Below are 26,505 nucleotides of genomic sequence, written 5' to 3'. Positions count from 1 at the left end.
GGGGCGGCGACGGCGGCGGTGACCGGCGTACCGTCGGGTGATGGTCACGGACGACGGCGCGGACTGGCGCGAGACGCGACGGCACGCGGTGCAGGCGCACGCCGCCGCCGACGAGCGGCGGCGTGCGGCGGAGCAGGCGGAGGCGGCGGAGCTGGTCGACGCCTTCGTCGCCGAGGCACGACAGCGGGGGCTCGCCACCACCCGCCTCGTCGCCGTGTCCTACGACGGGCGGCACCGCTACCGGACCGGGCTGCACGGTTGGTACGTCGACCGGGCCCGGCACCGGGCGGTCGACGCGGCAGGACGGTTCCACCTGCTGACCGTGCCGGCCAGCCTGCGCGCGCTGCTGTTCGGCGCCACGCCGGAGCCGTCCCCGCCGCCGCTGGTGATCGGCCGTGGTGGCCGCGACGGCGAGTCGCTACCGCTGGAGGCGCTGCTGCGCCGCCGGCTCAGCGCGGGCGACGACTGGCCCTGACCCGGCCGTCGGCCACCATCTCGTGCAGGGTCCGCTCGACCCGGTCGGCACCGGCGGCCACGGAGAAGACCCGGTCGTAGTGCCCCCGACCGGCCTGACCGAGCAGTTCCAGCTTCTCCCTGCCCAGGTCGCAGACCTCCCGCAGGGCGTCGGCGATCGAGTCGGGGTCACCGGGTCGGGCGGTGATGCCCGCGCCGCTGTCGCGCGCCACGGCGGCGGCGTCCCCCTCCGCGGCGACCAGCAGCGCCCGTCCGGCGGCGAGGGTCGCCTGCACCTTGCTCGGCATCGTGTACGCGGACATGCCGCCGGGCCGCAGGCTCACGTAGTGCGCGTCTCCGGTGGCCATCAGCGCGGGCATCCGGTCCCGGGGCAACTGCCCGAGGAACCGGACGTTCGTCGCTCCCACCGCCCCGGCCCGACGACGCAGCCGCTCCTCGGTGGTGCCGGAGCCGGCGATCAGGCAGACCAGCCGGGGGTCACCGGTGCGCGCGCAGGCGTCGATCAGCGAATCGAGCCCCTGTGCCTCACCGAGCGCCCCGGCGTAGACCAGCACCACCTGGTCGGTGCGCAGACCGAGTTCGGCGCGCAGGTCGGTGGTGCGGGCCCCCAGCGTCTCGTCCGCCCACACCGGGATGTGCACGAGCTTCTCCCGGGGCACCCCCCGGTCGGCGAGCAGGTCCGCCGCACCGGGTGAGACGTGGGCGACCCGGGCCGCGCTGCGGTACATCGCGCCGCACCAGGCGGCCATCCCCCGCTCGATGGTCCGTGACACCCTGCCGGTGCCGAGGAAGCCGCTGGCCAGCACGCTGTCCGGCCAGAGGTCCAGCACGTGCAGCAGCACCGGCACCCGGTGCACGTACCGGGTGAACCACATCGGCAGGGCGACGCTGATCGGCGAGTTGCCGACCCAGAGGGCGTCCAGGCCCCGCAGCGCCGGGGTGCCGGAGACCAGCGCGGAGACGGCGAAGGAGCCGTAGTTCGCCACCCGACGCGGCGCGGAGCGGTCGTGGCTGGGATAGAGGGCCACCCGGCGGACCCGGAGCGGGCCGTCGGTCTCGTCGAGGCGGCGGGCCAGCCGGTAGCCGGGTGCCAGCCGACCGGTCGGGTAGTTCGGGAAACCGGTGAGCACCCGGACCTCGTGTCCCCGGTCGGCGAGGGCGCGGGCGAGCATCCCGGGCAGGGCCGCCGGGCCCGGCTCCGGGTCGAACCACTGGGTGAGCAGGCCGATCCGCATCGACCTCACCCCGCCGCCACGCCGGCCACCGGGCGGGTGGGTGGCGCGCCGTCGGCCCGCCACAGGGCGCGCAGCGAGTCGGTCAGGTCGTACGCCGGGGCCCAGCCGAGCACCCGGCGGGCACGGTCGAGGTCGGCGCACATCCAGGGCACCGCGGCCGAGCGGGTGGCGTCGGGCGGGAAGGTGCCGGGCCGGATCTCACCGGGGAACCCGGCCACGTCGGCCAGCAACCGGACGACGTCCCGCGTCGCCGCCGCGCGTCCGCTGCCCACGTTGACGACCCGCTCCGCACCCACGGCGCACCGCGTCGCGGCCAGCACCGCCGCCGCCACGTCCCGCACGTCGACGAGGTCCCGGTAGGTGTCGTGCAGACCCAGGGCGATGTCCCCCGCCCCGCCGGCCGCCGCCGCCCGGACCATCGCGGTGACCCGGGCCAGCATGTTGCCCGCCGGCATCCCCGGCCCGACCGGGTTGAAGACCCGCAGCACGATCGTGTCGAGGCGGCCGGCGTCACCCGCGAGCTGCGCCAGGCGGGTCGCGGCCAGGTGGCTGAGCCCGTACTCGCTCACGGGTGCGGCCGGGTGGTCCTCCCCGACGGCGAGGCCGTACGGCACGACGCCGTACTCCGCCGCCGAGCCGATCCGGATCAACCGGGCCCCGGGTGCGGCGACGGCCACCGCCTCGATCAGTTTCGCGGTGGTCACGACGTGCGCCCGCACGAAGTCCAGCCCGGAGCCGACGATCCGGCCCGCCGCGCTGACCACCACGTCCGGTCGTTCCCGGGCGACCAGTGCGGTCAACTCGGGCAGCTCCATCCGGACCAGGTCGCACTGCGCGCGGGTGGGCGACCGCAGGACGGTGTGCCCGGCCAGCACGGCACCGATGTGGCGGCCCAGGAAGCCACCGGCACCCAGCAGCAGCACCCGGTTCATCGGCGGTACGCGGCGTCCCGGTCGTCGACCGGCGACGACGCGTTCGGCCGGTTGCCGGCCGGTGACGAGCCCTTCGGCCGGTCGCCGGTCCGCGACGACGCGTTCGGCCCGTCGCCAGCCGGCGACGACGCGGGCGGCTGGTCGTTGCCGGTGAACTCGTGCCAGGTGGCCGCGCCGGGAGCCGAGATGCCCTCCCGGCTGAGCACCACCCGGACGGTGGTCAGCAGGATCTTCAGGTCCAGCAGGAAGGACCGCCGGTCGACGTAGTCGATGTCGTAGCCGAACTTCGCCTCCCAGCTCAGGGAGTTGCGCCCGCGTACCTGGGCGAGCCCGGTGATGCCCGGCCGCACCTCGTGCCGGCGGGCCTGCTCGGCGTTGTAGAGGGCGAGGTACCGCACCAGGTGCGGACGGGGACCGACCACGCTCATCTCGCCGCGCAGCACGTTCCAGAACTCCGGCAGCTCGTCGAGGCTGCTCGCCCGCAGCCAGCGGCCCACCCGGGTGAGGCGCTGGGCGTCGGTCACCAGCCCCCGCTCCGGGTCGGGATGGCGCATGGTGCGGAACTTCACCACCTCGAACAACTCGCCGTGCAGGCCGGGCCGGGTGTGCCGGAACAGCACCGGCCGCCCGTGCGTCACCAGCACGACCAGGGCGACGAGCGCCAGCAGCGGTGCGCCGACGGTCAGCACGACGAGGGCGCCGAGCACGTCGAGGAGCCGCTTCCAGCGGTCGTACGGTCGCCGGGTCGCCGGGGCGGTTCCCCGTCCGGCCGCCGGGCCGTGGGCACCGGCGCGCGGCTGCGCCGCGGGGACAGCAACTTTGGGCATGGAACACACCTACCACCTTCACGGCGGACGATCCGCGCTTTCACATCTGCCACTCCGGGCGGGTCGACAATGGCGCGCGCAGCGCACCCCGCAAAGGTGAAACATGATTGTTCCTCCCTTTACCGGAAGCACGCCCGGTCTCGTTATGGCAACAGTATGGTCACCATCGAACAGATCGCGATTCCCGAGGATGGTCCGCCGGGAAACAGGCAGGAGGAGATATGCTTCCCTCGCTTTCGGAGAGGCGTTTCCTGATCACCGGGGGCACCGGGTCGTTCGGCCAGACAATGGTCTCCCGACTGCTCGACGCCGGCGCCGCCGAGGTCCGGGTCCTCAGCCGTGACGAGTCGAAACAGGACGCGATGCGGCACCGACTCGGCAATGACCGGGTCCGCTACTACATCGGCGACGTCCGGGATTACGACAGTGTGCTCAAGGCCGCCCGGGGCATGGAGTTCGTCTTCCACGCCGCCGCCCTCAAACAGGTGCCCTCCTGCGAGTTCTTCCCGCTCGAGGCGGTCCGCACCAATGTGCTCGGCAGCGCCAACGTGGTGGACGCCTGCGAGCGGGTCGGCGTGGAGACGCTGGTCCTGCTGAGCACCGACAAGGCCGTCTATCCGGTCAACGCGATGGGCATGACCAAGGCGCTGATGGAAAAGGTGGCGCAGGCGCACTCCCGCAACAACGCGTCGGCCCGGACCCGGGTCTGCTGTGTGCGCTACGGCAATGTGATGTACTCGCGCGGATCGGTGATCCCACTGTTCATCGACCAGATCCTGCGGGGCGGTCTGCCGACGGTCACCGATCCGACGATGACCCGTTTCCTGATGTCGCTGCCCGAGTCGGTCGAGCTGGTGGAACACGCGTTCGTGTTCGGCCAGCCGGGGGACGTCTTCATCCGCAAGGCCGACGCCTGCACCATCGGCGACCTGGCCACGGCGCTGTGCAACCTGTTCGGGGTGCCGGCCAAGTTCAACGTGCTCGGCATCCGGCACGGGGAGAAGCTCTACGAGACCCTGGCCAGCCGGGAGGAGCTCGCGTTCGCCGAGGATCTCGGCGACTTCCTCCGGGTGCCGGTGGACAGCCGTGACCTCAACTACTCCCTCTATTTCGAGGAGGGCGACGTCGAGCACGGTGGCCTCGCCGACTTCCACTCGCACAACGCCCGCCGACTGTCCGTACCGGAGATCGAGTCGTTGTTGATGACGCTGCCCGAGGTGCGCGCGCAGGTCCAGGCCGCCGCGGCGGCCGTGGTGACGACATGAGCACCGCCGCCGACACCGGCCGACCCGACCGGGTGCCCCGGCGGCGCAGCGACCACCAGGCCGACCAGCGGACCGACCACCAGGCCGACCAACGCCCGGCACGACGGGTCCTCGTCGTCGGCGTCACCGGCATGCTCGGCCACGCCGTGCTGCGCGAACTCGACGACGATCCGGAGCTCGACGTCCACGGTCTCGCCCGCAGCATCGACGACCGGGCCGGGTGGTTCCCCCGGCACCTGCTCGACCGCATCGTCCCGGCCGTCGACGTGACCCGGTTCGATCACGTCCGGCGACTCGTGGACGAGTTGCGGCCGGACGTCGTCGTCAACTGCGTCGGCGTCATCAAGCAGCGGCCGGACGTGCAGGACGCGGTGCCCACGGTCACCCTCAACGCCCTCTTCCCCCATCTGCTGGCCGACGCCTGCGCGCAGGTCGGCGGTCGGCTCGTGCACGTCAGTACCGACTGCGTGTTCTCCGGCCGCCGGGGCGGCTACGTCGAGGACGACCTGCCCGACCCGCCCGACCTCTACGGTCGGTCCAAACTGCTGGGCGAGGCGACCGGGGCCGCGGCGCTCACCCTGCGTACCTCGATCGTCGGGCACGAGCTGACGACGAACCGTTCCCTGGTGGACTGGTTCCTCTCCCAACGCGGTCAGGTACGCGGTTTCACCAGGGCCATCTACAGCGGGGTCACGACCGTGGAGTTCGCCCGACTGCTGCGCACGGTGGTCCTGCCCCGGGCGGAGCTGACCGGCCTGTTCCACGTCGCCGCCGCACCGATCACGAAGTACGACCTGCTCCGGCTGGTCGCCGAGGTGTACGGGTGGTCCGGTGAACTGGTGCCGGACGACGAGTTCACCTGCGACCGGTCGATGCGCGCGGACGCCCTCGCGCACGTCACCGGCTACCACCCGCCGAGCTGGCCGGACATGATCGCGGCGATGCACGCCGCCCGGTCCCGCTGGGCGCTCGACCAGGCCCGACCGGGCCTGGCGGGCGTGCCGCGCTGACGGACCAACCGACCACCGCCGGCACCGCCGGCCTGCTGGAGTCAAAGGACATCACGTGGGGAACCGAGTGGGTCAACTGTGCCTGATCGTCGGGGCGTTCGTCGTCGCGGTGGTCACCACCGTCGCCAGCGTCAACGCCCCGCTGGTCGCGGTCGGGGCGGTGGCGTTGCTGCTGCTCGCGCTGTTCGCGCTCGTGCAGCAGATGGACAGCTGGCGATGGCTGCTGGGCCTGACCGTGGCGCTCCTGGTCTGCGCCTCGTCCAAGCTGCCGGCCCTGGTGGAGGCCAGCTTCTATCCCCGGTACGCGGCGGTCGCCGCCCTGATCGTCTGGGCGCTGCGCACCCCGGGACGCACGGTGGCCCGGCTCGATCGGTGGACCCGCCTGCTCATCGGCGCGCTCTGGGCGATGGCGGGTCTCGCCACGCTCAGCTTCACCTGGTCGGTGGTGCCGCTGGAGACTCTCCAACGCGGTGTCGCGCTGCTCCTGCTGGCCGCGCTGGTGCACGTCCTGATCCGCTTCCGGTGGTCGGACCGGGCGGTCATGCTGGCCGACCTGCGCGTGGTCTATCTGGTGCTCAGCGGCTCCGCCCTGATCAGCCTCGGCTTCGGGCTCACCGACGGCACGCTCCTCGCCGCACTGTCGCAGACCGACCGGTTCGAGGGTCTCTACAACAACCCCAACATGCTCAGCATCGTCTGCGCTCTGACCACTCCGCTGGGCTGGGCGGTCTACCGGCAGTCCCGGCGGCGGGTGGAGTTGCTCGGCATGGTGCCGGCCGTCGCCTGCCTGCTGCTCTCCCAGTCCCGCACCGGGCTGATCGCCGTGCTCGTCGGCGCCCTCTGGGTCGTGCTGCGGCACGGGCTGGGCCGGGTGGTCCGCCTCGCCGCCGGGCTGGCCGCGGGGCTCCTGGTGGCCTACCTGTTCAACCTGCTGCCGATCATCTTCGCCGGCCCCTGGATGCGGCAGCTCGTGCTGCGCTTCACCGACCCCACCGACGGCGACCTGTCCAACGGCCGCACCGAGATGTGGCAGGCGACGGTCGACCTGTGGTGGCAGAACCGCCCCGCCCTCGGCTTCGGGTACGCGTCCCGCAACCACCTGTTCGCCCTCGCCAGTCTCGACGAGTCCTTCGGGGCCGGGGTGAGCGTGGTGCACAACAGCTATCTGCAACTGCTGCTGGAGTTGGGGCTCGCCGCCGTGGCACCGCTGGCGCTGCTGCTGCTGGCCGTCGGGCGGGTCGCGCTGCGGGCACCGGTGCGCCGGGCCGACTCGGGTCTGGTCTGGCTCGTCGTCACCGGCCTGCTGATCCAGGTCACCGAGTCGGCCATCTTCGGCACCGGACAGACCTACCCGTACGTCTTCTGGCTCGTGACCGCCGGTGTGCTGTTGCACCTGCCCGGCGTCCCGGCCGACGCCGACGACGGCGTCGAGCCGTCCCCCGCGCCGGCACACCCGCACCAGGTCCACCCCCCGGTGGACGCCGCGCCACGCCGGCCGGTGCCGGTGCTGCGCTGAGGTCACGCACCCGTGCTGGGCTGAGAGACCGCACCACGTGCTGGCCTGGGACCGCACCAGCGCTGCCCTGAGACCGCCCCACGGTGCCGGCTGATCGCCCGCAGTGCCGGGCTGATCGCCCCACGGTGCCGGGCTGAGATCACACTTCGGTGCCGGGCCGGAGACCGCACGACGGTGGGCGTCCCGATCGGGACGCCCACCGCTTGTCATACCGTCCGGGTCAGCCCCGGTCGTCGGCCGCCACGAAGGTGCTGACCCGGTCCCGCCAGGCCCGGTGGTCGAACGACTCGCGGGCCCTCGACCGGGCGGCCCGGCTCATCGCCGTCCACTCCTCGTCGGACAGCCGCAGCGCCCGTTCGATCGCCCACCGCACGTCGTCCGGGCCGTTGCCGTCGAGCACCAACCCCTCGACCCCGTCGTGCACGTAGGCGGCCAGGTCGCTGGTGTGGTTGAGCAGCACGGGGCAGCCGGCGGCGAGGCTCTCCGGCACCTTGGACGGGAAGCCGTTGGCCGCGTAGCCGCCGGTGGGGCGGACCAGCATCGAGAAGTGCGACTCCGCGAGCAGCGTCAGCACGGTGGCGCGGGGAACCCGGCCGAGAAACCGCACGTCGGCGCAGAGGCCGTCGAGCACCGAGACGTCCAGATCCGAGTGGGCGGCGGCGTCCTCGCGGGTGACCCCGGCGATGGTGAGGCTGACCCGCCGCTGCTGCTCCGGGCCGAGCCGGCTGATCCCGCGCACGATCACGTCCAGCATGTCCTTGCGGCCGGGGGTGCCGGCATAGAGCAGGCGCAGGCCGGTGGAGAGGGCGGGCGGCTGCCCGGCCCGGAAGTCGTCGCAGTCCACCTGCGGCGGCACCACCAGCACCTCCAGCCCGTGTGCCGTGAGATAGCCGGCCAGCGTGGTGGAGACCGCCGTGGCGCGACCGACGAGCCGGGTGGCCAGGAACGTCGACCAACGGTGCCGGACGAGGTACGGGGTGAGCCAGCCGTGCCGGAACTGCCGCCGGTCGTGCCGCTCGCTGGCGTCCACCACCACCGGGCAGCGCAGCGCCAGGCGCAGGACCGTCCAGTTGCCGAGGGTCATCAGCGCCATCGGCAGCAGCACCACGCTCACGTCGCCCCGGCGTACCCCCCGTCGGCGGACCGCCCGCAGCACCCGGGCCGGGCGGGCGAGCCGGGCCGACATCCGGGTGAGCCGGTGCAGACCACGTACCCGCAGGGTGACCAGGTCGACGCCGGCCGCGCCGGGCGGCCGGGCCGGGAAGGCGACCTCGCAGGGCCAGTCGTTGACGACCAGGGTGCGGCTGCCCTCGGGGGCGGCGGACCGGGCGAGTTGCAGCAGGCGGTTGGAGGTGGCGTCCCCGTGCGGGAAGGCGTACGCGCCGACGAGCAGCGGACGGGGCCGGTCGGTCCGCCCGGTCGATGCCCCGTCCGGCCATGGCTCCCGGCCGACGACCATGGTCTGATCGGTCATCTCTCTCACCGTCCCGAGCCGACCGGTGGTCGGCTGCTCTCTCGTGGCGCCAGGTCCCGCCCCGGGCGGGCCGATGCCCACCGTCGGTAGATCTCCAGGTGGATGGCGGTGGCCCGGTCGATGGCGAAGACGCTGTGGACGAACCGGTCCGCGGCCACCGCAGGGGCGGTCGACGCGGTGAACGCCGCCGCCCGGTCCACCGCCCGCGCCCACACCTGCGCCGGGGCGTCGATGCCGACGATGGTCACCCCGGGCAGCCGCTCGCCGATGAAGCGCACCCCCGGCAGGTCGGCGGCCACCGTGCCGACGCCCAACGCGACGGGTTCCAGCACTCCCCCGGGCAGCCCTTCCAGGCACGAGGGGTGGACGACGACATCGGCCTGCCGCAACAGCCCGCCCACGTCCTCGCGCGGGCCCAGCAGGTGCACCCGGTCGCCGAGCCCGGCGGCAGCAGCCGCCGCCCGGACGCGGTCGTCGTCGGCCGGGTCGCCCGGCCCGACGAGCACCGCGTGCGCGGACACCCCCCGGTCCCGCAGTGCCGCCAGGATCGGCGGCAGCAGCCAGCGGCGCTTCTCGGGCGAGGCCCGGCCCACGGTCACGCAGACCAGGTCCTCCGGTCCCGCGCCGATCAGGGTCCGGAGGTCGTCGGGGCTGGGCCGGCGCAGCCGGTCAAGGTCGAGTCCGTTGAGCACCACCTGGCAGCGGGGGTCGTCGCGCCAGCACGGGTGGTAGCCGAACGTCAGCGAACTGGGCGAGACGCCGAGGATGTCGGTGGCGGAGATCCGCAGCAGCCGGCCACAGGCCCACCGGTAGATCCGGCGGCGCAGGGTGCGGTGCTGGTTGTCGTCCCCCCGGAAGTGCGCGACCCGGCCGGGTACGCCGCACAGTGCGCCGAGCGCGAGCGGCACGCCGGAGAAGTTGGCACAGTCGGCGTGCACCACGTCCGGGCGCAACTGCCCGAGCAGGCGTAGGAAGCGGACGGGGAAGCGCGGGTCGAGCGGCATCGCCGTGACGGTGCCGCCGTGCCGGGTGACCATGTCGGCCAGCGGCCCCGGCCCGACCGCGTCGCTGAGGGTGACCAGGTGCAGCTCGGTGCCGGCGGCCGCGAGCCGGGGCAGCAGTTCGGCGGTGCGCATCTCGGTGCCGCCGAAGTTCAGCTCGCCGACGACCCGCAGCACCCGGACCCGGCCGGTCACGACGGCCCGCACCGGGCGAGGGCCCGCCGGTATCCCACCAGCGCCGCCGGCACCACGGTGAGCAGGTACGCGACGCAGGCCGCCCCGGGCAGGCCGACCAGGCCGAACTGTCGCAGCCCCCAGACCTTGAGCACGGTCGCCAGCACCAGGAACGACGCCCAGCCGACGAACTGCGGCCGGAGCAGGCCGATGCTGTTCTGCACCATGAGCAACGGGGAGGTGACCGCCACCAGCAGGGACCAGCCCGCCAGCCCGACGAGGACCGGGAGCCGGATGGTCGACCGGTCGACGGTGCCGACCCAGAGTTCGATCAGCCGGTGGCCGTAGCCGACCAGCAGCAGCCCGACCGCTCCCACGATCACGCCGTAGAGCGCCATCATGCGCCGGGTGTTACGGCGTACCCAGGCCACCTCGCCCCGCGCCAGGGCGGCGCCGTTGACCGGCCAGACCGTCATGCCCACCAGTCCGACGAAGATCCACAGGACCCCGAACAGCTTTCCCACGACCGCGTAGTGCGCCGCCACCGTCAGTCCCAGGACGTTCGCGACCAGTGGGTTGTCCACGTTCAGCGCGATCGACGACATCATGGTGAGCGCGAAGAACTGCAGGCCCAGCCGGAGCAGGCCGACGACGGTCTCCCGGTGCACGAGTCGCGGCTTCGGCCGGTCGGCGGGCCCGGCGGACCAGAAGTAGGTCACCGTGTTGAGCAGGTTGGTCACCGGCACGGCCAGCACCGCGCCGCCGACGACCACCAACGGTCCCCAGTCGGCGGCGATGGCGACCAGCACGACGGCCATGGCAGCCAGCGCACCGGCCGACTGCCACACGCTGCTCTGCACCATCTGACCGCGGGCGTACTGGATCCGCTGGATCAGCGAGAGCGGGATGTTGACCGCGAAGGCGCCGAAGCAGATCAGGACCAGGGTGCCGGTCTGCGCGGCGACGGTCGGGTCGCGGACGGCGAACAGGTCCACCCAGGGCACCACCGGGGTGACCACCACGAGTGCCGCCAGCAGCAGCACCGCGACCACGCCGAGGGTGGCGAAGGCCCCGGAGATCTCCCGGGCCTGTTGGCGGGGGTCGTCGGCCAGCTGACCGAGCCGGGTGAGCAGCCCGTTGCCCAGCCCCAGATCGGCGAACCAGGCCATCCCGGTGAGCGCGGTGATCGCCATCCACAGGCCGTACCGCTGGTCGCCGAGATACCGGAAACAGGCGGGCGTGATGACCAGCGGCGCGGCCAGGCCGACCCCCTTGGCCACCATCGCGGTGGCGATGCCGACCGTGACCGTGCGGTCCCGACTGGGCCCCGACGGCGGGCCGGACGTCGATGCCGCATCGGACGTCGGGACCGGGGAGGCGACCGTCGTGCCGACCGGCGGCGCGGCAACGACCGTCGCCCCGGCGGCAACCGTGGCCCGGGCAGCTGTGAGCCCGGCAGGGATCGACCCGGCAACCGGCGGCCCGGCGCCGACCGGCCCGGCAGCAGGCGACCCCGCAGCGACCCCGGCAGCAGGCGGCCCGGCAGCGACCGGCCCGGCAGTAGGGAGCCTGGCGGCGACCGCCTCGGAGGCGGCCCGGCCCACGGCCCGGATCACCGGAGTGGGGCAGGGACGACGCCCAGCCGCTCGGCCATCCACTCGCCCGTCGCCCGCAGCCCCTGCACCCGGTCGACGGGGGTGACGTCCGGGAACAGGTGCCGCAGGGTGGTGTTGTCCGCCAGCGAGTGTGGGACGTCACCGGTACGTGGCGGCGCGTGCTCCCGGTCGATCGGCCGCCCGAACAGCTCCTCCAACTCGTCGAGCACCTGGAGCAGGCTGACCCGCGCCCCGAAGGCGAGGTTGACCGGATGCGGGTGGTGCACCCGGCGGCGGAGCGCGTCGAGGATGACGTCGCAGACCGTGCCGACATAGGTGAAGTCGCGGGACTGGGTGCCGTCGCCGTGCACCACCACCGGCTCGCCGCGCAGGGCGGCGTGGGTGAACCGGGGGATGACGGCCGCGTACGCGTGGTCGTGCCGCTGCCCGGGGCCGAAGACGTTGAAGAACCGGAAGGCCAGCGTGGGCAGCCCGAACGACGCCTGGTGCGCCAGGGCGTACGCCTCGGTGGCGAGCTTGCTGGCCGCGTAGGGGCTCATCGGACGGGTCCAGGTCAGCTCCGCCTTGGGCAGCGCCGGGTTCATGCCGTACACCGACGAGGAGGAGGCGACGAGCACGTGCCCGACGTCGTGCCGTCGGGCCGCCTCCAGCACCATCAACGTGCCGGTGGCGTTCGCGTGGTGGGAGGCCAGCGGGTCGCGCAGCGAGCGGGGCACGCTGGGCAGGGCGGCCAGATGGACCACCGCCTCCCGGCCCGCCATCGCCGTGTCCAGGGCGGCCGGGTCCAGGATCGACCCCTCGACGAGATCGACGTCCAGCCCGTCGAGGTTGCCCCGCAGCCCGACCGAGAGGTCGTCCAGGACGCTGACCTCCTTGACGGCCGGCTCGCACAGGGCGGCGCGGGCCAGGTTGGCACCGATGAAGCCGGCCCCACCAGTGATCAGGATGCGCATGAACAAACCCCCCGAGTACGCACGTCACCTGTTCATTGAGCAGGTGTGCAGCACATTACGGCAGAATCGGTCACATCATCCCATTAAGGACAAAGTTCGCAGTTGCCATCGCCGCAGCCCGGCCGGGGTCCACCGAACGGCCGTTGGTGCTGTCCGGGAGCCGACCGACAACCGCCGCCAGCTGCACAAACGCGCACAGTGACAGCATCGTCGGGTCAACACCGGAGGTGTGGAGGATGGCTGAGCTGATCGTCTACCGGTCCAACGCCCTGATGTCCGTCAGATCGCGGATCGACGCCACCCGGGACGTGGTCATGCCCGTCAACCTGGCGTACGCGGAGAGCATGGTCGGCCTGTGGCACTCCGGTCTGCCCCAGGTGAGCCTCGTGCCCTCGACCGCGACCGACGCCCAGGTGTGGCCGGTCATGTCCACCGTCGGCACCAGGATCCACGACACCTCGGACGACAACTGCCCGATCAACACCGGCTGGTCGTACGTCGGCGGCAACCACGGCTACAACGTCGGCAACCAGATCGCCGTGGCCAACCACGGCAAGACGACCGCCGACGTGGGTTCGCAGTGGAGCGACGGCAGCCGCATCTTCACCCTGCTCGCCATCACCAGCACCAGCAGCCTGCTGTTCGGTAACCCGTACACGATCGTGGACGGCATCGCCCAGGGTGCCCGGGTCAGGCCGACGGCGCCGCTCACCCACGTCTCGGGGGCGACCAACCGGACCACCGTGCCGATCACCGGCCTCACCCCGGACGTGCAGATCCGCCCGGCCACCCACTCCCACACGGTGGCCGTCGAACTCGACGGCCGGCCGGTGCCCGGCAGCCGGTCGACCGGGCAGGAACTGGTGATCCGGGAGTCCTACGTCATCCCCACCTACCAGGGGATGATCGACACGGCCAGGGCGAACATCGGCACCCCGATCGCCACGATCATGCCGAGGATCCCGTCCCTGTGCCGGATCTCGAACGTCTACCGCTGGTCGCCCGGTGGCAGCCTGATCGTCGCGCAGACGGTCACCGCCCTGAGCCGGTTCACCCTCAACGCGGGGGTCACCCAGTGCGGGCCGTTGACCCCGGTGGCCGGCGGCACCCGTCGGCAGTTCATGCCGAACGTGGGGGTGGCCGGCGGCCTGAACTGGTCCGTCTGGGCGAACATCGACACCCTGACGGCGCTCACCGACTTCACCCCGGCGACACTGCGGAACCGGCTGATGCCGGCGAGCAGCATGACCCAGTGGGTGGTCAGCGGCGGGGGTGTCCAACAGTGGGGCATCGCCGTCGGACTGCTGCCGGTCGCGGACGGGACGCCCGAGATCCGGGTCCGTTACACCACGGCCAAGGGCTGGTTCATCAGCTCCAGCCTGAAGAAGAACTACCCGCAACTGGTCTGGGGCCGTACCCTGGCCGCCGGTGAGTCGGTGACCGGCACCGCCTACCGCCGCTACCTGACGCCGCCGTCGACCGCCACCGAGATCGTGGTGTCCGCCGATGGCCAGGACTTCGTGGTGATCGAACGGGTCGGCACCGTGGCGCAGGCCGAGATGGCGGCGCCGCAGCTGTTCCACCGGCTGCTGGTCCCGGTCGGCCCGACGAACCTCGACGTGCCGGACCGGGTCACCGTCGACGGCATCCCGTACCACGTGCCGGTCTCCCCCGGGTACGGGACGTGGCGCGCGGAACCCGACCAGGCCGCATCGGGACCGCTACCGGGGGCGACCGGACCCCGCGGCAGTTACTTCCTCGTCCGGTCCGGCCCGACCCTGAGCCGCACCTGCACCGGCACCTACCAGCGGCTCCTGCTGCACCCGGTCTTCCTGGCCGAACCGACCCCGGTCGACCGGGTCTGCCTGGAGTTCACCGCAGCGGGCACCGGCGTCCTGCGGCACGGCGTGTACGCCCACGATCCGGCCACCGGACGTCCCGCCGTCCTCGGCCCGATCGCCGATTTCGGCACCGTCGCCGTCACCTCGGTCGGGGTGTGGGAGTCCGTGCTGGGCGCTGCCGTGGTGCTGCCCGCCGGTTGGCACTGGTACGCGCACGTCTGGCAGGCCAGCGGCACCACGCCGCCCGCCGTACGGGCCAGCGGCGTCGGTGCCGCCACCACGCTGAACCTCGGTGCCGGCGCGGCGGCGATGACCGGGGACCGGTTCGGCTACGAGGTGACCGGGGTGACCGGGGCGCTGGGCGCGATCACGATCACCGGAGTCCACCAGTTCCCGCCGCCGCAGGTGGCGTACCGGCGGGCCTGACCCGGTGGCCCCGGCGGGCCTGACCCGGTGGCCCGTGCCCCGGCGGGACCGCACCGGCGGGCGTCGTGTCCCGGCGGGCGTCAGCCGGTCGTGACGCCGTAGATCCGCTTCATCGCCGCGTGTTTGGCCGGGACGGGCAGGTGCCCGATGCCCAGCGACTTGGCCAGCAGCCGTTCGAGGTACTCGTCGGTGGTGCGCACCGGCCGCGCCGGCACCCCGGCCGCCACGGTGTTGTCCGGGATGTCCCGGGTCACGATCGAACCGGCCCCGATGACGCACCGGTTGCCGATGGTGACGCCGGCCAGGATCATCGCCCGCATGCCGATGTAGACGTCGTCGCCGATGGTGATCGGCGCGGTCCAGTCGAGGTCGGGATGGTCCTTGCGCAGGATCAACGTGCCACCGTCGTGGGTGACGAACTGCACCTCGGAGGTGATGTAGACGTTGTCGCCGATGGTGATCAGCCACGGCTCCGAGCCGAACATCGCCCGGTTGACCCCGTAGAACCTGACCCGACCGGTCAGGTTGACCCCCAGGGACCGGACGAACGCCTCGGGGTCACGGGACGCGGCCAGATGGTCCCGCACCCGCCGGGCCATCGTACGAACACGACTGGGCACTGACTGTCCTCGATCGCAGGGGACGGCTACGGACCACCGGACCGGGCAGGCGGGCCCGGTCAATGGGGAAACGAGTCGGGTCCGGCCAGGGTGACGCCGGTTCCGCCCCGGCCTGGATCAGCGACAGAACTGGCGGGCATGCGCCAGCACGTTCGGTTCCCGGTGGCGTTGCCGCCAGTGCCGGTACCGCCGTCCGGCGGTGCCCTTCGCCTCGGCCCGCTCCTCGGGCGACCGGGCGGCGAGCAGGTCGAGAGCCCGGCTGAGGCCGGCCGCCGTCGCCGGCCGCACCACCAGCCCGCCGGTGTCGGCGATCAGCTCACTGAACGGCGTGTTGTCCGAACAGACGACCGGGCAGCCGGAGGCCAGGCTCTCCAGGATCACGTGACCGAAGTTCTCGCCGAGGGTGGGGAAGAGGAAGGCGTCGTACCGGCTGAACGTCGGCATGACGTCCGCCGCCGCGAGTTCGCCGAGGTAGCGGACCCGGACGTGGCCCGGCATGGCCGTGATGATCCGCTGGCATCGCGACCAGTAGTGCGGGTCCTCCGGCGGTCCGAAGATGTCGAACTCCATCGGTCGGGTGGTGCCGGCCACCGCCTCCAGGGCCGTGGACAGGTTCTTCATCGGCGAGATCCGGCCGACGAAGACCAACCGCAGCGGCCCGTCGTGCGCGCGGGCCGGCGGCGCCGGGTGCTCCGGGATCGGGCTCTCGTTGCCGTTCACCATCACCTGCGCCCACGGCATGTTCGCCCGGATCTGCTTCTCCTCCAGACCGCTGCACGCCTGCCAGCGCACCCGCAACCGGCGCAGCAGCGGTGCCCACACCGCCAGGAAGAGCCGCTTCTTGGCGGTCCTGATCGCGAGGGCGCCGGGCGACAGCTCACCGCGCGGGGCGACCAGGATGGCCCCGACACGCACCAGGCGCAGCGCCACCACCAGGATCGACAGCACCGAGAACAGCGACCAGATGCTGTTGACGTAGAGCAGGTCGATCGGGCGGGAGCGGACGTGCCGGATCAGTCGGACCCAGTGCCGCGGTGCCCGGGGGTCCAGGTAGAACACGGCGGAGCGGTCGTCGCGCCGCAGCAACCGTCCGGACAGCCCGGGGTAGGGTGCTGGCGAGTGGAGATCCCGGTCCCGGGTGATCAGGGTGACGTCGAGGTCCCCCGGCAGGGTGTCCAGGATGAACCGCAGGGAACGGATCGGGCCACCACCACGGAAGCCCGGCTCGAACACACCTGCGGTCGCCACCACCCGGTAGTTGCGCGCGGTGTCGGCGGACCGGACCGCCCGCTTCGACGACACCGCAGCATCGTCGGGGGGACGGGTTCCTGTCGGCTTTACCATCGGGCCCACCTTCACCGTGCCGTCCGCAGATCGGCACTCCACCTGAGTATCGGAACGCAATGACAGTGAGGAGGGCGTCGGAGTCCGCCGGGCGCGGCCCGTACCGTGCGCTCGCGGCCCACGGACACCGGCCCCCGCCGCTGCCTGACCGGCGCCGTCGGTGCCGCGAGGGGGTCCAGATGACGGAGAGCGACCGGCGTTCTCCGTGGCCGAGGGAGCAACGGTTGACTACCGACGTGGTAATCGTAGGTGTGGGCGGGATGGGCCGTGAGATATACGGCGTTATTCGATTGCTGAACGCCCGGCCGGTCGACGGGACCAGGTGGCGGGTGCTCGGCTTCGTCGACGACCACCCCACCGAGCCCAATGTGGAACTCGTGCGTCGGCTCGGTGTTCCGTTCCTCGGGCCGACCCGCTGGCTGGCCGGGCAGCCGTCCACCACCCGGGTGGCGCTGGGCGTGGGACACCCGCAGCTGCGCCGCGAGACCGACCAGGTGCTCGCCCGGTACGGCCTGCCCGCCGCCACCGTGGTGCATCCGGCCGCCGAGATCGGCCCGGACTGCGTCTTCCAGGAGGGCCTGTTCGCCGCCGGCGGTGCCAGGGTGACGACGAACGTGGCGCTGGGCCGCCATGTACACCTCAACCAGAACTGCACCGTGGGCCATGACGCCGTCCTGGGTGACCATGTCTCGGTCAACCCGCTCGCGGCGGTCTCCGGCTACTGCCGCCTGGGCGACGGCGTCATGGTGGGCACCACCGCCGCCGTCCTGCCGAGGCTGACGGTCGGCCGGGACGCCATCGTGGGGGCGGGCGCCTGTGTGACCCGGGACGTCCCGGCGGGCAGGGTGGTCACGGGCGTGCCGGCCCGGCCGGTCAGCCGGTCAGCGGCGGATGCCCGCCCAGTCGTGATGCCGGCGCACGGTCGAGAGGATGAAGTCGACCACCCGGCGTGACGTGTCCGGGACCTGGTAGTCGAGCGGGCAGGCGACCGGGCCGGCCGCCACCTGGGCCACCACCACCCGCACGCCCTCCACCACCCCGGCCGGGTCCAGACCCGTCATCACGATCGCCCCGCAGTCCAGCGCCTCGGGGCGCTCGATGGACTCGCGCAGGGTCACCGCCGCAAACCCGAGAATCGCCGCCTCCTCGCTGACGGTGCCGCTGTCGGACAGCGTGCACCGGGCGTGCTGTTGCAGGGTGACGTAGTCGAAGAAGCCGAACGGCTCGTGGAAGGTGATGCCGTCCAGGAGCGTGCCGTCGACGGCGAGCGACTCCAGGCGCTTGCGGGTGCGCGGGTGGGTGGAGACCAGCAGCGGCAGTCGCCACTCGTCGCGGACGGCGCAGAGGCAGTCCAGCAGCCGGCGGAGTCGGTCCGGGTGGTCGACGTTCTCCTCGCGGTGGGCGCTGACGACGAAGTAGCCGCCCGGTTCGAGTTCGAGCTGCGCCAGGATGGCGGACCGTTCGATCTGCGGCCGGTAGTGGTCGAGCACCTCCCGCATGGGGGACCCGGTGTGCAGGATCCGGCGGGGGTGCAGGCCCTCGGCGAGCAGGTTGCGCCGGGCGTGCTCGGAGTAGACCAGGTTGAAGTCGGCGACGTGGTCGACCAGCTGGCGGTTGGTCTCCTCCGGGACGTTGAGGTCGAAGCAGCGGTTGCCCGCCTCCATGTGGTAGACGGGAACCTTCATCCGTCGCGCCATCAACGCCGAGATGGCGCTGTTGGTGTCGCCGAGCACCAGCAGCGCGTCCGGACGCAGCTCACCGATCGCCTGCTCGGTGCCGACCAGCACGGCACCGAGCAGGCTGCCGAGCGACCGGGTGTCGGCCCGCAGGAAGCGGTCCGGGGACCGGACACCCAACTCGGTGAAGAAGATGTCGGACAGTGCGGGATCCCAGTTCTGTCCCGTGTGCACCAGGGTGTGCTCCACGGTCCGGTCCAACATGTCGATCACCCGGGCCAGACGGATGATCTCCGGCCTGGTCCCGACGACGGTCATCACCCGGGTCACTGGACGCCTCCTCGTAGCCGATGGTGGGATTGGGGGCACCGCCCGGCGGGCGGTCGGGTCGGTCTCACGACGACCGGCCCTGTGGGGGCACCCGGCGCACCGGGTCGGTGATCGTCTGCCGTGCCTGGTCGAGAACACTGATCCGCGGCCGGCGCGCCCGCCACCGGCGGTAGGCGGCCCCCGCCGCCGCCCGGGCCGCCTGCCGCTGCGCGGGCGAGGCGGTGGCGAGCTGGGTGACCAGTGCACCCAATGCCGCCGGGGTCAACTCGGTGAGGACCTGCCCGCCACCGTCGCGCAACACGGTCGTCCACGGTGTCCGGTCCGAGCAGATCACCGGGCAGCACGCCGCCAGGCTCTCCGCGATGGCGTTGCCGAAGTTCTCACCCCGGGTCGGCAGGACGAACGCGTCGTACCGGGAGAAGGTCTCGCCGACCTGCTCGGGGCGCAGCTCTCCCCGGTAGCTGACCACGGACGGGTCCGGCAGGGCCGCTCGCAGCTCCACACAGCGCTGCCAGTACTTCGAGTCCTCCAGCGGGCCGTAGATGTCCAGCCGCACCTGCGCCCGCACCTGGGCGAGCGCGGCGATCAGCAGGTCCAGGTTCTTTATCGGGGAGATCCGTCCGATGAAGACCAGTCGTGCGTGGTCGGTCGCCGGCAACTCGGCCGGCGCGCGACGCGGCTCCGGGCCACTGGCGATCGCGACGACACCGATCCGGGCCCGGGGCAGCGCCCGTCGGATGTCGACGGCCTCCAGCGGCGTACTGGCGTGCCACAGCACCCTGGGCCCCCGCAGCATCCATCGCCAGCCGGCCAGGAACATCCGCTTACGGGCCCGGTGCAGGCCGAGAGCGGCGGCACCGAACTCGCCCCGTGGAGCCACCAGGATGCGATCCACCCGCAGCAGGCCGAGCCGGGCCGCGACGATGGGCAGGATCGAGAAGGTCGACCAGACGCTGTTCACGTAGAGCAGGTCGAATCGCACCGCCCGCAGGGAACGCCAGAGCGTCCGCCAGTGCGCCGGGTGTCGGACACCGAGGTAGAAGATGCGCGTCCGGCCACGTCGTACCCAGGTGCCGGAGAGCCCGGCGTAGGGATCGCTGGCGCCGAGGTCACGGTCCCGGGTCAGCAGGGTCGTCGAGACGTCGGCGCTGGCCGTGTCGAGCACGTCGGAGATGGAGCGGACCGGGCCTCCGGCCCGCCAGCCGGGGCTGAAGTAGCTCGCCGTGACCAGGACCCGGAACTTCCCCCGGTCGACACTCGCCAACCGTGTTCTGACGTCCGCCGCGGGGGTGGTGTCGCTGGCCATCCTCGCTCCTCGCTCAAGAGGTGGAACTGAGTGGGCCAACGAGCGAACGGCCATTCAGTGACCGCGCCTCGCAATTTTATGCAATTCGCCGCCACGGGCCGAGGAATGGTGGCCGGCCGCCCGGATGAGGGTATAAGGATGTCGCGGAAAAAGTCTCTGGCACAGCACGAGAGGACCTCCATGTCGCGAGTGGCACTCATATCCGGCACCACCGGCCAGGACGGCAGCTACCTGGCGGAGTTCCTGCTCGACAAGGGATACACGGTGCACGGGATAAAAAGAAGATCGTCTTCGTTCAACACCGAGCGGATCGACGGCGTCGATGTGCATCCCCGCAGTGGCGACGCACGCCTTTTCCTCCATTACAGCGACCTGTCCGACCCGGCCTCGTTGACCTCGCTGATCCGGGACATCCGGCCTGACGAGATCTACAACCTCGGCGCGCAGAGCCATGTCCGCGTCTCCTTCGACATCCCGGGCTACACCGCGGACGTCACCGGGCTGGGCGCCCTGCGGATGCTGGAGGCGGCGCGGGCGGCCGACATCGGCTGCCGCTTCTACCAGGCGTCCTCCTCGGAGATGTTCGGCTCCACCCCGCCCCCGCAGCGCGAGGAGACCCCGTTCCACCCCCGCAGCCCGTACGCGTGCGCCAAGGTCTACGCCTTCTGGTCGGCGGTCAACTACCGCGAGTCGTGGGACATGTTCTGCGTCAACGGCATCCTGTTCAACCACGAGAGCCCCCGGCGGGGCGAGAACTTCGTGACCCGCAAGATCACTCGCGCGGTGGCCAGGATCGAGGCCGGCATCCAGGACAAGCTCTACCTGGGCAACCTCGACGCGGTCCGGGACTGGGGTTACGCCCCGGAGTACGTCGAGGCGATGTGGCTTGCCCTGCAGCAGGACACCCCGCAGGACTACGTGGTGGCCACCGGCGAGGGACACTCCGTCCGCGAATTCGTCCAGGCCGCCTTCGACCGGGTCGGGCTCGACTGGCAGCGGTATGTGGAGATCGACCCCGCCTACTTCCGGCCCGCCGAGGTCGACGCGCTCATCGGCGACTTCAGCAAGGCCCGGCGGCAGCTGGGCTGGGCGCCGAAGACCCTGTTCGGCGACCTGGTACGGGTGATGGTGGACGCCGACCGACAACTCCTGGAGGACGAGCGGATGGGACGCCTCGTGCGGGTGGACCGATGAGGATCACCGTCGAGGCCACCCCGATCCGTCCCGGCCACGCCGCCGGGGTCGAAGCCTTCACCTACGGCCTGCTGACCGGCATGGCCGCCGACCCCTCCCACGACCTGCGGGTGAACGTCCTGCGGGGCACCCTCGACCAATGGCGTGACCAGGTGCCCGCCGATCAGGTCGGGTGGGCCGAGGTAGCCCAGCCACTGCGTTCGGACACCACCCCCGGGCAACTGTTGCGCCGCTGGACACCGACGCGGGTCCGCGACTCGCTCGCCGTCCGCAGGGCGGTCAACGTGGTCCGGCAGCGCTCGGTCCCCCGGCAGCGTGGATCGGACGTCACGCTGCACCCGTTCCACAGCGCCCCGATCGGGCCCGGCCCGTCGGTCGTCGTCGTGCATGACCTGCGACACCTGCACGCCGCCTTCCACGCCCCCGGCTTCGCCGCCGTGGTCCGGGAGAACGTGGCCCGCGCGTCCGCCCTCGTGGTCACCTGGCCGCACCCGTACCGGGAGACCCTGCGGTTGTTTCCCGAGGCGGCGGAGCGGACCGCGCTCATCCCGACCCCGACGTTCCAGCCCGCGCCCGCCCGCGCCGCCGCGCGACCGGAACCGGGCCTGCTGGTCTACCCGTCCTCCACCGCGGCCCACAAGAACCACGCGACGCTGCTGGAGGCGATGGCGTCGCTCCCGCAGTGCCGGCTGGTCTGTCCCGGCCCGCTGGTCGAGCCCGAGGCCAGTCGCCTGCTCGCCCGCGCCGCGCTCCCCGACCTGCGGGGCCGGGTGTCCTTCCCCGGGTTCGTCACCCTCGACGAGTTGAACGCCCTCTACGCCCGCGCCGACGCCGTGGTGATCCCGTCGCTCTGGGAGGCGGCGAGCGGGGCGATGCTGGAGGCGTTCAGCTGGGGGTTGCCCGTCGCCTGCGCCGACGCCGAGCCACTGCTGGCGCAACTGGAGTTCACCGGCGCCGAGGCGGCGGTCTTCCGGGCCACGGACCCGGCGTCCCTCGCCGAGGCGGTCCAGCGGCTGCTGGCCGACCGGGCGCACTACGCCACCGCCGCCCGGCACGCCAACGGCCGGTTGGCCGCCCGCACCTGGACGGCGACCGGTGGCGACTACCTCGACGTGCTGCGATGGGTGGCGCAGGGACGACCGGGACCGATGCCCAGATCCACGTTCGCCGCCGAACTCACCAGGGAGGAAGCACCGTGAGCATGGGGGACGACCGCTATCCGGTAGCCCGACCGAGCCTCTCCGACCTGGAGGAACGGTACGTTCTCGATGCCCTCAGGAGCGGATGGGTATCCTCCCAGGGCCCCTACCTCAACGACTTCGAGGACCGTTTCGCCCGGCGGTGCGCCACCGGGACGGCGGTGGCGACGACGAACGGCACGGTCGCCCTGCACCTGGTCCTGGCCGCCGCCGGGATCGGTCCGGGCGACGAGGTCATCGTCCCCGCGCTGACCTACGTGGCCACCGCCAACGCCGTCGCGTACTGCGGGGCACGCGCCGTCTGTGTGGACGTACTGCCGCAGAGCTGGTGCGTCGACCCCGCCGCGGTCCAGGCCGCGATCGGGCCACGCACCCGGGCGGTCATCGCCGTCGACCTGTACGGCCACCCCGCCGACTATCCCGCCCTGCGCGCGCTGTGCCACCGGCACGGCCTGCTCCTGGTGGCCGACGCGGCGGAGTCCTTCGGGGCCACTGTCGACGGGCACCCGACCGGTTCGCTGGCCGACGCCACCACCTTCTCGTTCTTTGGCAACAAGGTGATCACCGCAGGTGAGGGCGGCTGTGTGACCACGTCCGACGAGGCGCTGGCCGACCGGATGCGCCTGTTGCGCAACCAGGGCATGGACCCGCGGCGGCGGTACTACTTCCCGGTGCTGGGCTACAACTACCGGATGACCAACCTGTCCGCCGCGCTGCTCTGCGCCCAGCTCGACCGGGCCGACGAGATCATCGCCCGGCGGGACGCGGTGATCGCCGGCTACGAGGCGCAGCTGGCCGACGAGCCGGCGCTGTCGGCACAGCCGGTGGTCGCCGGCGTCCGCCGCGCACCGTGGATGGCCGCCTTCCTGGTCGGGCCCGAAGGGGATGCCATCTCCCGGGACGCGGTGGGCCGGGCGCTCGACCGGCTCGGCGTGGAGACCCGGCCCTTCTTCGTGCCGATCCCCGACCTGCCGGCGCACCGTGATCCGGGCGCGCACTGCCCGGTGACCGTCGACCTGAGCAGGCGCGGCATCAACCTGCCCACCTATCCGGAGCTGACCGAAGCGGGGGTCAAGGCGGTGGTGGAGCGCGTCCGCACCGCCCTGTCGACCGTCGCCTGACCGGTCGGCCGGCCCCCTGCGGCCCGCCCGTCGGCCCGCGCCCGGCTCACCCGCCGGACGGTCCCGCCCCGGCTCACCCGCCGGGCGGGACCGGGTCGAGCCGGCGGTGTGCCGGCGCGCGGTGCGCCGCACGGTGCCGCAGCAGCAGCAGGTAGCTGCCAGCCCAGGCGACCGCGCTGACCAGAGCGAGCGCCGCGAGCGCACCGGCCGCGCCGGTGGCCCCGAACAGCACCGCCGCGCCGACGACCACGGGCACCCGCAATCCGCCCAGCAGGATGCCGAGCAGAATCGCCCGCCGGTTCGCCTGCTCCACCCGCAGCCCGGCGAAGCCGACGGCAGCCGGCACCGCGAATAGGCTCTCCAGCGCCAGCAGCACCAGCAGGCTGCGGGCCAGGTCCCAGTTGCCGCCGAGCAGCGTTCTGCCGACCGCGTCGGGCAGGAGGGCGACCGCAGCCGTCATCGGCAGGATGCCGGCAGCCACGAGCAGCGAGACCCGAACGGCCGCCCGGGACCGCACCGCCCGGGACTCGGTACGGCTGCGGGCCAGGTACGGCAGGGTCAACGTGGCGGCGGTGGACAGCACCAGGTTCACCGGCCCCAGCAGCGTCCTTCCGGCGCTCAACGCCCCGACCACCGAGGTGCCCGCGAAGGCGGCCACCGCGCTCAGCGACAACTGCGCCGATCCGGTGGTCAGCAGGAACTGCGTGCCGAACCCCACCGCGACGCGGCTCTCCACCCGGCCGACGCGCCAGCCGGGTCGCAGGGCATAGCCGCGCCGGACCCCGACGACCACGCCGATCAGCCCCCCACCGAGCGCCCAGACGCCGACCACGGACGGCGCGTCGACCCACCGGAGCAGGCCGGCCAGCGCGGCACCACCGGTGACCGCCGCCCAGGTGGCCTCCTGCACCAGCGCCCCCGACGGGGTGCCGACACCGACGGCGATCGCCTTGGTGTAGTCGTAGAGCACCAGACCCGGCAGGGCGAGGCCCACACACACCAGATAGGGCGAGCCGTACCCCGCACCGGCGGCACCGAGCACGGCGCCGCAGACCGTGCCGAGCAGGGTGACCCGCCGGGCGGCGGAGGTGACGCCCGTCCCCGCCGCCAGGACGGCATCGGTCACCATGCTGCGGACCAGCCCGGAGCCGAGAACGTAGAACGAGAAGGCCAGGGCGAACTCGCCCACCCCGCCGATCGACTCCAGCCGGGTGACAGTGATCGCCACCAGTAGGTTGCCGCCGCTGGACAACCCCCCGACGAGCAGGGCGAGCACGGCCCGACCACCGCTGCGGGGGACAGCCGGGGCGTCGCTACGACCGACGCGGGAGCGGGCCCGAACGGTCACCGGGCGGCACCCACCGGCAGCGGCACCGGGCCGTCCCGCCGGGGGTACCGGGCGGTCGCGTGTCGCATGCCCTGCCGCCACTGCGGATCGGGGCGCCCGGAGGACACGAGGAACACCGCGGACGGGGCGAGCACGAGGAAGCTGACGGGATAGCACCGCAGCAGCCTGCCGACGAACTCCCGCTGACGTTCCACCCGGGCACCACACCCCGGACGGGTCATGCGCGCGCCCGGGCGGGGAAGCTGCGGGCCAACCACAGCAGAGAGAAGACCGCCATCGCCGACACCACGTGTTGCACGAACCCGATCATCGAGTCGGGATAGGTGCCGGACCACAGCAACGCGTCGGAGAACACCAGACAGACCAGACTCAACCGGGCCGGGCCGGGCCGGCCCCGCCAGCGCATCAACAGCGCCACGAACCCGGCCCAGAAGGCGTGCACGGCCACCACCCCGTCGGGACCGTCGAAGAACCACATGTTGCCCAGCAACAGGAAGTTGGAGGCCGACGTCCGGCTACCGCCGAGGTACTGGTTGATCTGTTGTCCGGTCGTCAGAGCCGGCCGGTCGGGGTCCAGGATCCGTGGCACCAGACCGTACCTGAGGTAGTCGACGCCCTCGGGCTGACCGAGGTCGACGGGAACCTCCGTCTCCGAGACGACAGTCAGTTGCCGGTCCAGGCGCATCCGGTCCGTCGCGGTGACCGCGTCGTCCACCGCGACGCCCTGGTCCTCCCGTAACCCGTTGCGGTAGTCGAACATGGCCGGCCACAGCAGCACCAGCATCAGCGTGCCGACCATCAGGTACCGCAACCGGAACACGCCGCAGACCACCCCGGCGGTGACCGCGAAGAAGACGAAGGCGATCAGTGGCGCCGTGAGGGCGGTCAGCACGGTGACGACAGCCTTGCTGACGACGAGCGCGCCCAGCCAGGCGCACAGCTTCGCCTTGGACAGGTAACCGCCGAGGTGGCTGGCGACCAGCAGCGCGAACCCGAGCGCCGCCCAACCGGAGAACAACTTGGTCACCGCCACCATCGGCGTGTCGGCCGTCTCCCCGGAGATCTGCGCGACGAGGTTCCCCTCTCCGAGGTGCGCCCCCAGCAGTTCGGCCCCGATGCTGATCAGCACGACCAGGCGGGCCACCGGATAGATCCCGGGGTGCCGGGCGGTCGCCTGGCGCATGCCGCGCCGCCACTGCGGATCGGGCCGCCCGAGGAGCAGGCAGAACGTCTCCACGGTGACGGTGCCCAGCAACGCCAGGCCCACCAGGAACATGATGAAGCCGGTGCGCGGATTGTCATTGACCACCGCCATCGGCAGGATCAGCAGCGCGTACGGGGCGAGCACCAGGAAGCTGACGGGATAGCAGCGCAGCAGCTGGCCGACCAGTTCCCGCTGACGTCCCGACGACGCTGCACGGGCCGGACGGGCTGCCCGGGGCTCGACGACACCGATCTCGGAACCAGGGTTGGAGACCGCCCTGGACCAGGTCATCGTCCGCCCCCCTCATCCCGTTTTCGGTCGCCTCATGGGCAACGATCGAGTCGAGATCACGAAACGCCCCGGAGCGGAAACTCCGGGGGGCCGGGGGCAGCACGGCGTGCGCCCCGCCCGGTGGCCGG

The 26,505-nt window shown here is 72.4% G+C and carries 23 protein-coding genes; 9 read left to right on the top strand and 14 right to left on the bottom strand.

Annotated elements, in window-relative coordinates:
• Positions 1-40: 40 nt before the first annotated feature.
• The gene (locus tag ACQP1S_RS10145) at positions 41-475 is read left to right on the top strand and encodes a hypothetical protein (protein WP_091246670.1); all 435 of its coding nucleotides are present in this window, start codon (positions 41-43) and stop codon (positions 473-475) included.
• Here ACQP1S_RS10145 and ACQP1S_RS10140 read toward each other — a convergent pair.
• From ACQP1S_RS10140 to ACQP1S_RS10130, 3 genes are read right to left on the bottom strand one after another with little or no spacing between them, the layout of a single operon-like run.
• Positions 450-1,709, bottom strand: coding sequence for a glycosyltransferase family 4 protein (locus ACQP1S_RS10140; protein ID WP_432905561.1), 1,260 nt, complete (start codon positions 1,707-1,709; stop codon positions 450-452). The two genes, ACQP1S_RS10145 and ACQP1S_RS10140, sit on opposite strands and share 26 nt — an antisense overlap.
• A gap of 5 nt (positions 1,710-1,714) precedes the next feature.
• Positions 1,715-2,641 carry an NAD-dependent epimerase/dehydratase family protein gene (locus tag ACQP1S_RS10135; RefSeq protein ID WP_091246672.1) on the bottom strand — a complete coding sequence of 309 codons (927 nt, stop codon included), beginning with the start codon at positions 2,639-2,641 and terminating at the stop codon, positions 1,715-1,717.
• A complete protein-coding gene (locus tag ACQP1S_RS10130; RefSeq protein ID WP_432905559.1) occupies positions 2,638-3,468 on the bottom strand; it encodes a sugar transferase in 831 nt (276 codons plus the stop codon). Before ACQP1S_RS10130 ends, ACQP1S_RS10135 begins: the two co-directional genes overlap by 4 nt.
• A gap of 221 nt (positions 3,469-3,689) precedes the next feature.
• On the opposite strand from ACQP1S_RS10130, the gene ACQP1S_RS10125 reads away from it, so the two are divergent.
• From ACQP1S_RS10125 to ACQP1S_RS10115, 3 genes are read left to right on the top strand one after another with little or no spacing between them, the layout of a single operon-like run.
• Complete coding sequence (locus tag ACQP1S_RS10125) at positions 3,690-4,733, top strand: polysaccharide biosynthesis protein (RefSeq protein ID WP_091246677.1); 1,044 nt, start codon at positions 3,690-3,692, stop codon at positions 4,731-4,733.
• Positions 4,730-5,743, top strand: coding sequence for a dTDP-4-dehydrorhamnose reductase family protein (locus ACQP1S_RS10120; protein ID WP_432905557.1), 1,014 nt, complete (start codon positions 4,730-4,732; stop codon positions 5,741-5,743). Before ACQP1S_RS10125 ends, ACQP1S_RS10120 begins: the two co-directional genes overlap by 4 nt.
• 55 nt (positions 5,744-5,798) lie before the next feature.
• Positions 5,799-7,259 (top strand): O-antigen ligase family protein, encoded by a 1,461-nt coding sequence (locus tag ACQP1S_RS10115; protein WP_432905554.1) that lies wholly within the window; start codon positions 5,799-5,801, stop codon positions 7,257-7,259.
• 220 nt (positions 7,260-7,479) lie between these two features.
• Here the strand turns inward: ACQP1S_RS10115 and ACQP1S_RS10110 are convergent, their stop codons facing one another.
• The 4 genes from ACQP1S_RS10110 to ACQP1S_RS10095 are packed head-to-tail and all read right to left on the bottom strand — an operon-like array spanning position 7,480 to position 12,477.
• Positions 7,480-8,733, bottom strand: a complete 1,254-nt coding sequence (locus tag ACQP1S_RS10110; protein ID WP_432905552.1) for a glycosyltransferase — start codon at positions 8,731-8,733, stop codon at positions 7,480-7,482.
• Between the two features lie 5 nt (positions 8,734-8,738).
• Positions 8,739-9,941 carry a glycosyltransferase gene (locus ACQP1S_RS10105; protein ID WP_432905549.1) on the bottom strand — a complete coding sequence of 401 codons (1,203 nt, stop codon included), beginning with the start codon at positions 9,939-9,941 and terminating at the stop codon, positions 8,739-8,741.
• Positions 9,926-11,512: a lipopolysaccharide biosynthesis protein gene (locus tag ACQP1S_RS10100; RefSeq protein ID WP_432907942.1), complete on the bottom strand. Its 1,587-nt coding sequence runs from the start codon at positions 11,510-11,512 to the stop codon at positions 9,926-9,928. The genes ACQP1S_RS10105 and ACQP1S_RS10100 overlap by 16 nt, the downstream gene beginning before the upstream one ends.
• 8 nt (positions 11,513-11,520) lie before the next feature.
• Positions 11,521-12,477: an NAD-dependent epimerase/dehydratase family protein gene (locus ACQP1S_RS10095; RefSeq protein ID WP_432905547.1), complete on the bottom strand. Its 957-nt coding sequence runs from the start codon at positions 12,475-12,477 to the stop codon at positions 11,521-11,523.
• Positions 12,478-12,713: 236 nt separating this feature from the next.
• On the opposite strand from ACQP1S_RS10095, the gene ACQP1S_RS10090 reads away from it, so the two are divergent.
• Complete coding sequence (locus ACQP1S_RS10090; protein ID WP_432905544.1) at positions 12,714-14,744, top strand: hypothetical protein; 2,031 nt, start codon at positions 12,714-12,716, stop codon at positions 14,742-14,744.
• Between the two features lie 80 nt (positions 14,745-14,824).
• Here the strand turns inward: ACQP1S_RS10090 and ACQP1S_RS10085 are convergent, their stop codons facing one another.
• Together ACQP1S_RS10085 and ACQP1S_RS10080 are read right to left on the bottom strand one after the other, a co-directional pair.
• Positions 14,825-15,331 (bottom strand): acyltransferase, encoded by a 507-nt coding sequence (locus tag ACQP1S_RS10085; RefSeq protein ID WP_281190433.1) that lies wholly within the window; start codon positions 15,329-15,331, stop codon positions 14,825-14,827.
• A gap of 150 nt (positions 15,332-15,481) precedes the next feature.
• Complete coding sequence (locus ACQP1S_RS10080) at positions 15,482-16,666, bottom strand: glycosyltransferase family 4 protein (protein WP_432905542.1); 1,185 nt, start codon at positions 16,664-16,666, stop codon at positions 15,482-15,484.
• A 302-nt stretch (positions 16,667-16,968) separates the two neighbouring features.
• Here ACQP1S_RS10080 and ACQP1S_RS10075 point away from each other — a divergent pair, with 302 nt between their 5' ends.
• Positions 16,969-17,661, top strand: coding sequence for an acetyltransferase (locus ACQP1S_RS10075; RefSeq protein WP_432905540.1), 693 nt, complete (start codon positions 16,969-16,971; stop codon positions 17,659-17,661).
• Here the strand turns inward: ACQP1S_RS10075 and wecB are convergent.
• Together wecB and ACQP1S_RS10065 are read right to left on the bottom strand one after the other, a co-directional pair.
• Positions 17,590-18,714, bottom strand: coding sequence for a non-hydrolyzing UDP-N-acetylglucosamine 2-epimerase (gene wecB, locus ACQP1S_RS10070; protein ID WP_432905539.1), 1,125 nt, complete (start codon positions 18,712-18,714; stop codon positions 17,590-17,592). The genes ACQP1S_RS10075 and wecB overlap by 72 nt on opposite strands.
• Before the next feature lie 64 nt (positions 18,715-18,778).
• Positions 18,779-20,020, bottom strand: a complete 1,242-nt coding sequence (locus tag ACQP1S_RS10065; RefSeq protein WP_432905537.1) for a glycosyltransferase — start codon at positions 20,018-20,020, stop codon at positions 18,779-18,781.
• Positions 20,021-20,200: 180 nt separating this feature from the next.
• Here ACQP1S_RS10065 and gmd point away from each other — a divergent pair, with 180 nt between their 5' ends.
• From gmd to ACQP1S_RS10050, 3 genes are read left to right on the top strand one after another with little or no spacing between them, the layout of a single operon-like run.
• Positions 20,201-21,214: a GDP-mannose 4,6-dehydratase gene (gmd, locus tag ACQP1S_RS10060; protein ID WP_432905535.1), complete on the top strand. Its 1,014-nt coding sequence runs from the start codon at positions 20,201-20,203 to the stop codon at positions 21,212-21,214.
• A complete protein-coding gene (locus tag ACQP1S_RS10055; protein ID WP_432905532.1) occupies positions 21,211-22,413 on the top strand; it encodes a glycosyltransferase in 1,203 nt (400 codons plus the stop codon). The genes gmd and ACQP1S_RS10055 overlap by 4 nt, the downstream gene beginning before the upstream one ends.
• A 2-nt stretch (positions 22,414-22,415) precedes the next feature.
• Positions 22,416-23,534 (top strand): DegT/DnrJ/EryC1/StrS family aminotransferase, encoded by a 1,119-nt coding sequence (locus ACQP1S_RS10050; RefSeq protein ID WP_432907940.1) that lies wholly within the window; start codon positions 22,416-22,418, stop codon positions 23,532-23,534.
• Between the two features lie 73 nt (positions 23,535-23,607).
• Here ACQP1S_RS10050 and ACQP1S_RS10045 read toward each other — a convergent pair whose 3' ends face one another.
• From ACQP1S_RS10045 to ACQP1S_RS10035, 3 genes are read right to left on the bottom strand one after another with little or no spacing between them, the layout of a single operon-like run.
• A complete protein-coding gene (locus tag ACQP1S_RS10045; RefSeq protein ID WP_432905529.1) occupies positions 23,608-24,882 on the bottom strand; it encodes a hypothetical protein in 1,275 nt (424 codons plus the stop codon).
• Positions 24,879-25,076: a hypothetical protein gene (locus ACQP1S_RS10040; protein ID WP_432905526.1), complete on the bottom strand. Its 198-nt coding sequence runs from the start codon at positions 25,074-25,076 to the stop codon at positions 24,879-24,881. The genes ACQP1S_RS10045 and ACQP1S_RS10040 overlap by 4 nt, the downstream gene beginning before the upstream one ends.
• A gap of 23 nt (positions 25,077-25,099) precedes the next feature.
• Positions 25,100-26,377 carry a hypothetical protein gene (locus ACQP1S_RS10035; RefSeq protein ID WP_432905524.1) on the bottom strand — a complete coding sequence of 426 codons (1,278 nt, stop codon included), beginning with the start codon at positions 26,375-26,377 and terminating at the stop codon, positions 25,100-25,102.
• Between the last annotated feature and the right edge of the window lie 128 nt (positions 26,378-26,505).

This window comes from Micromonospora matsumotoense, assembly GCF_050951065.1.
Lineage (GTDB): Bacteria > Actinomycetota > Actinomycetes > Mycobacteriales > Micromonosporaceae > Micromonospora > Micromonospora matsumotoensis.
This window is presented reverse-complemented; position numbering and strand designations above follow the sequence as displayed.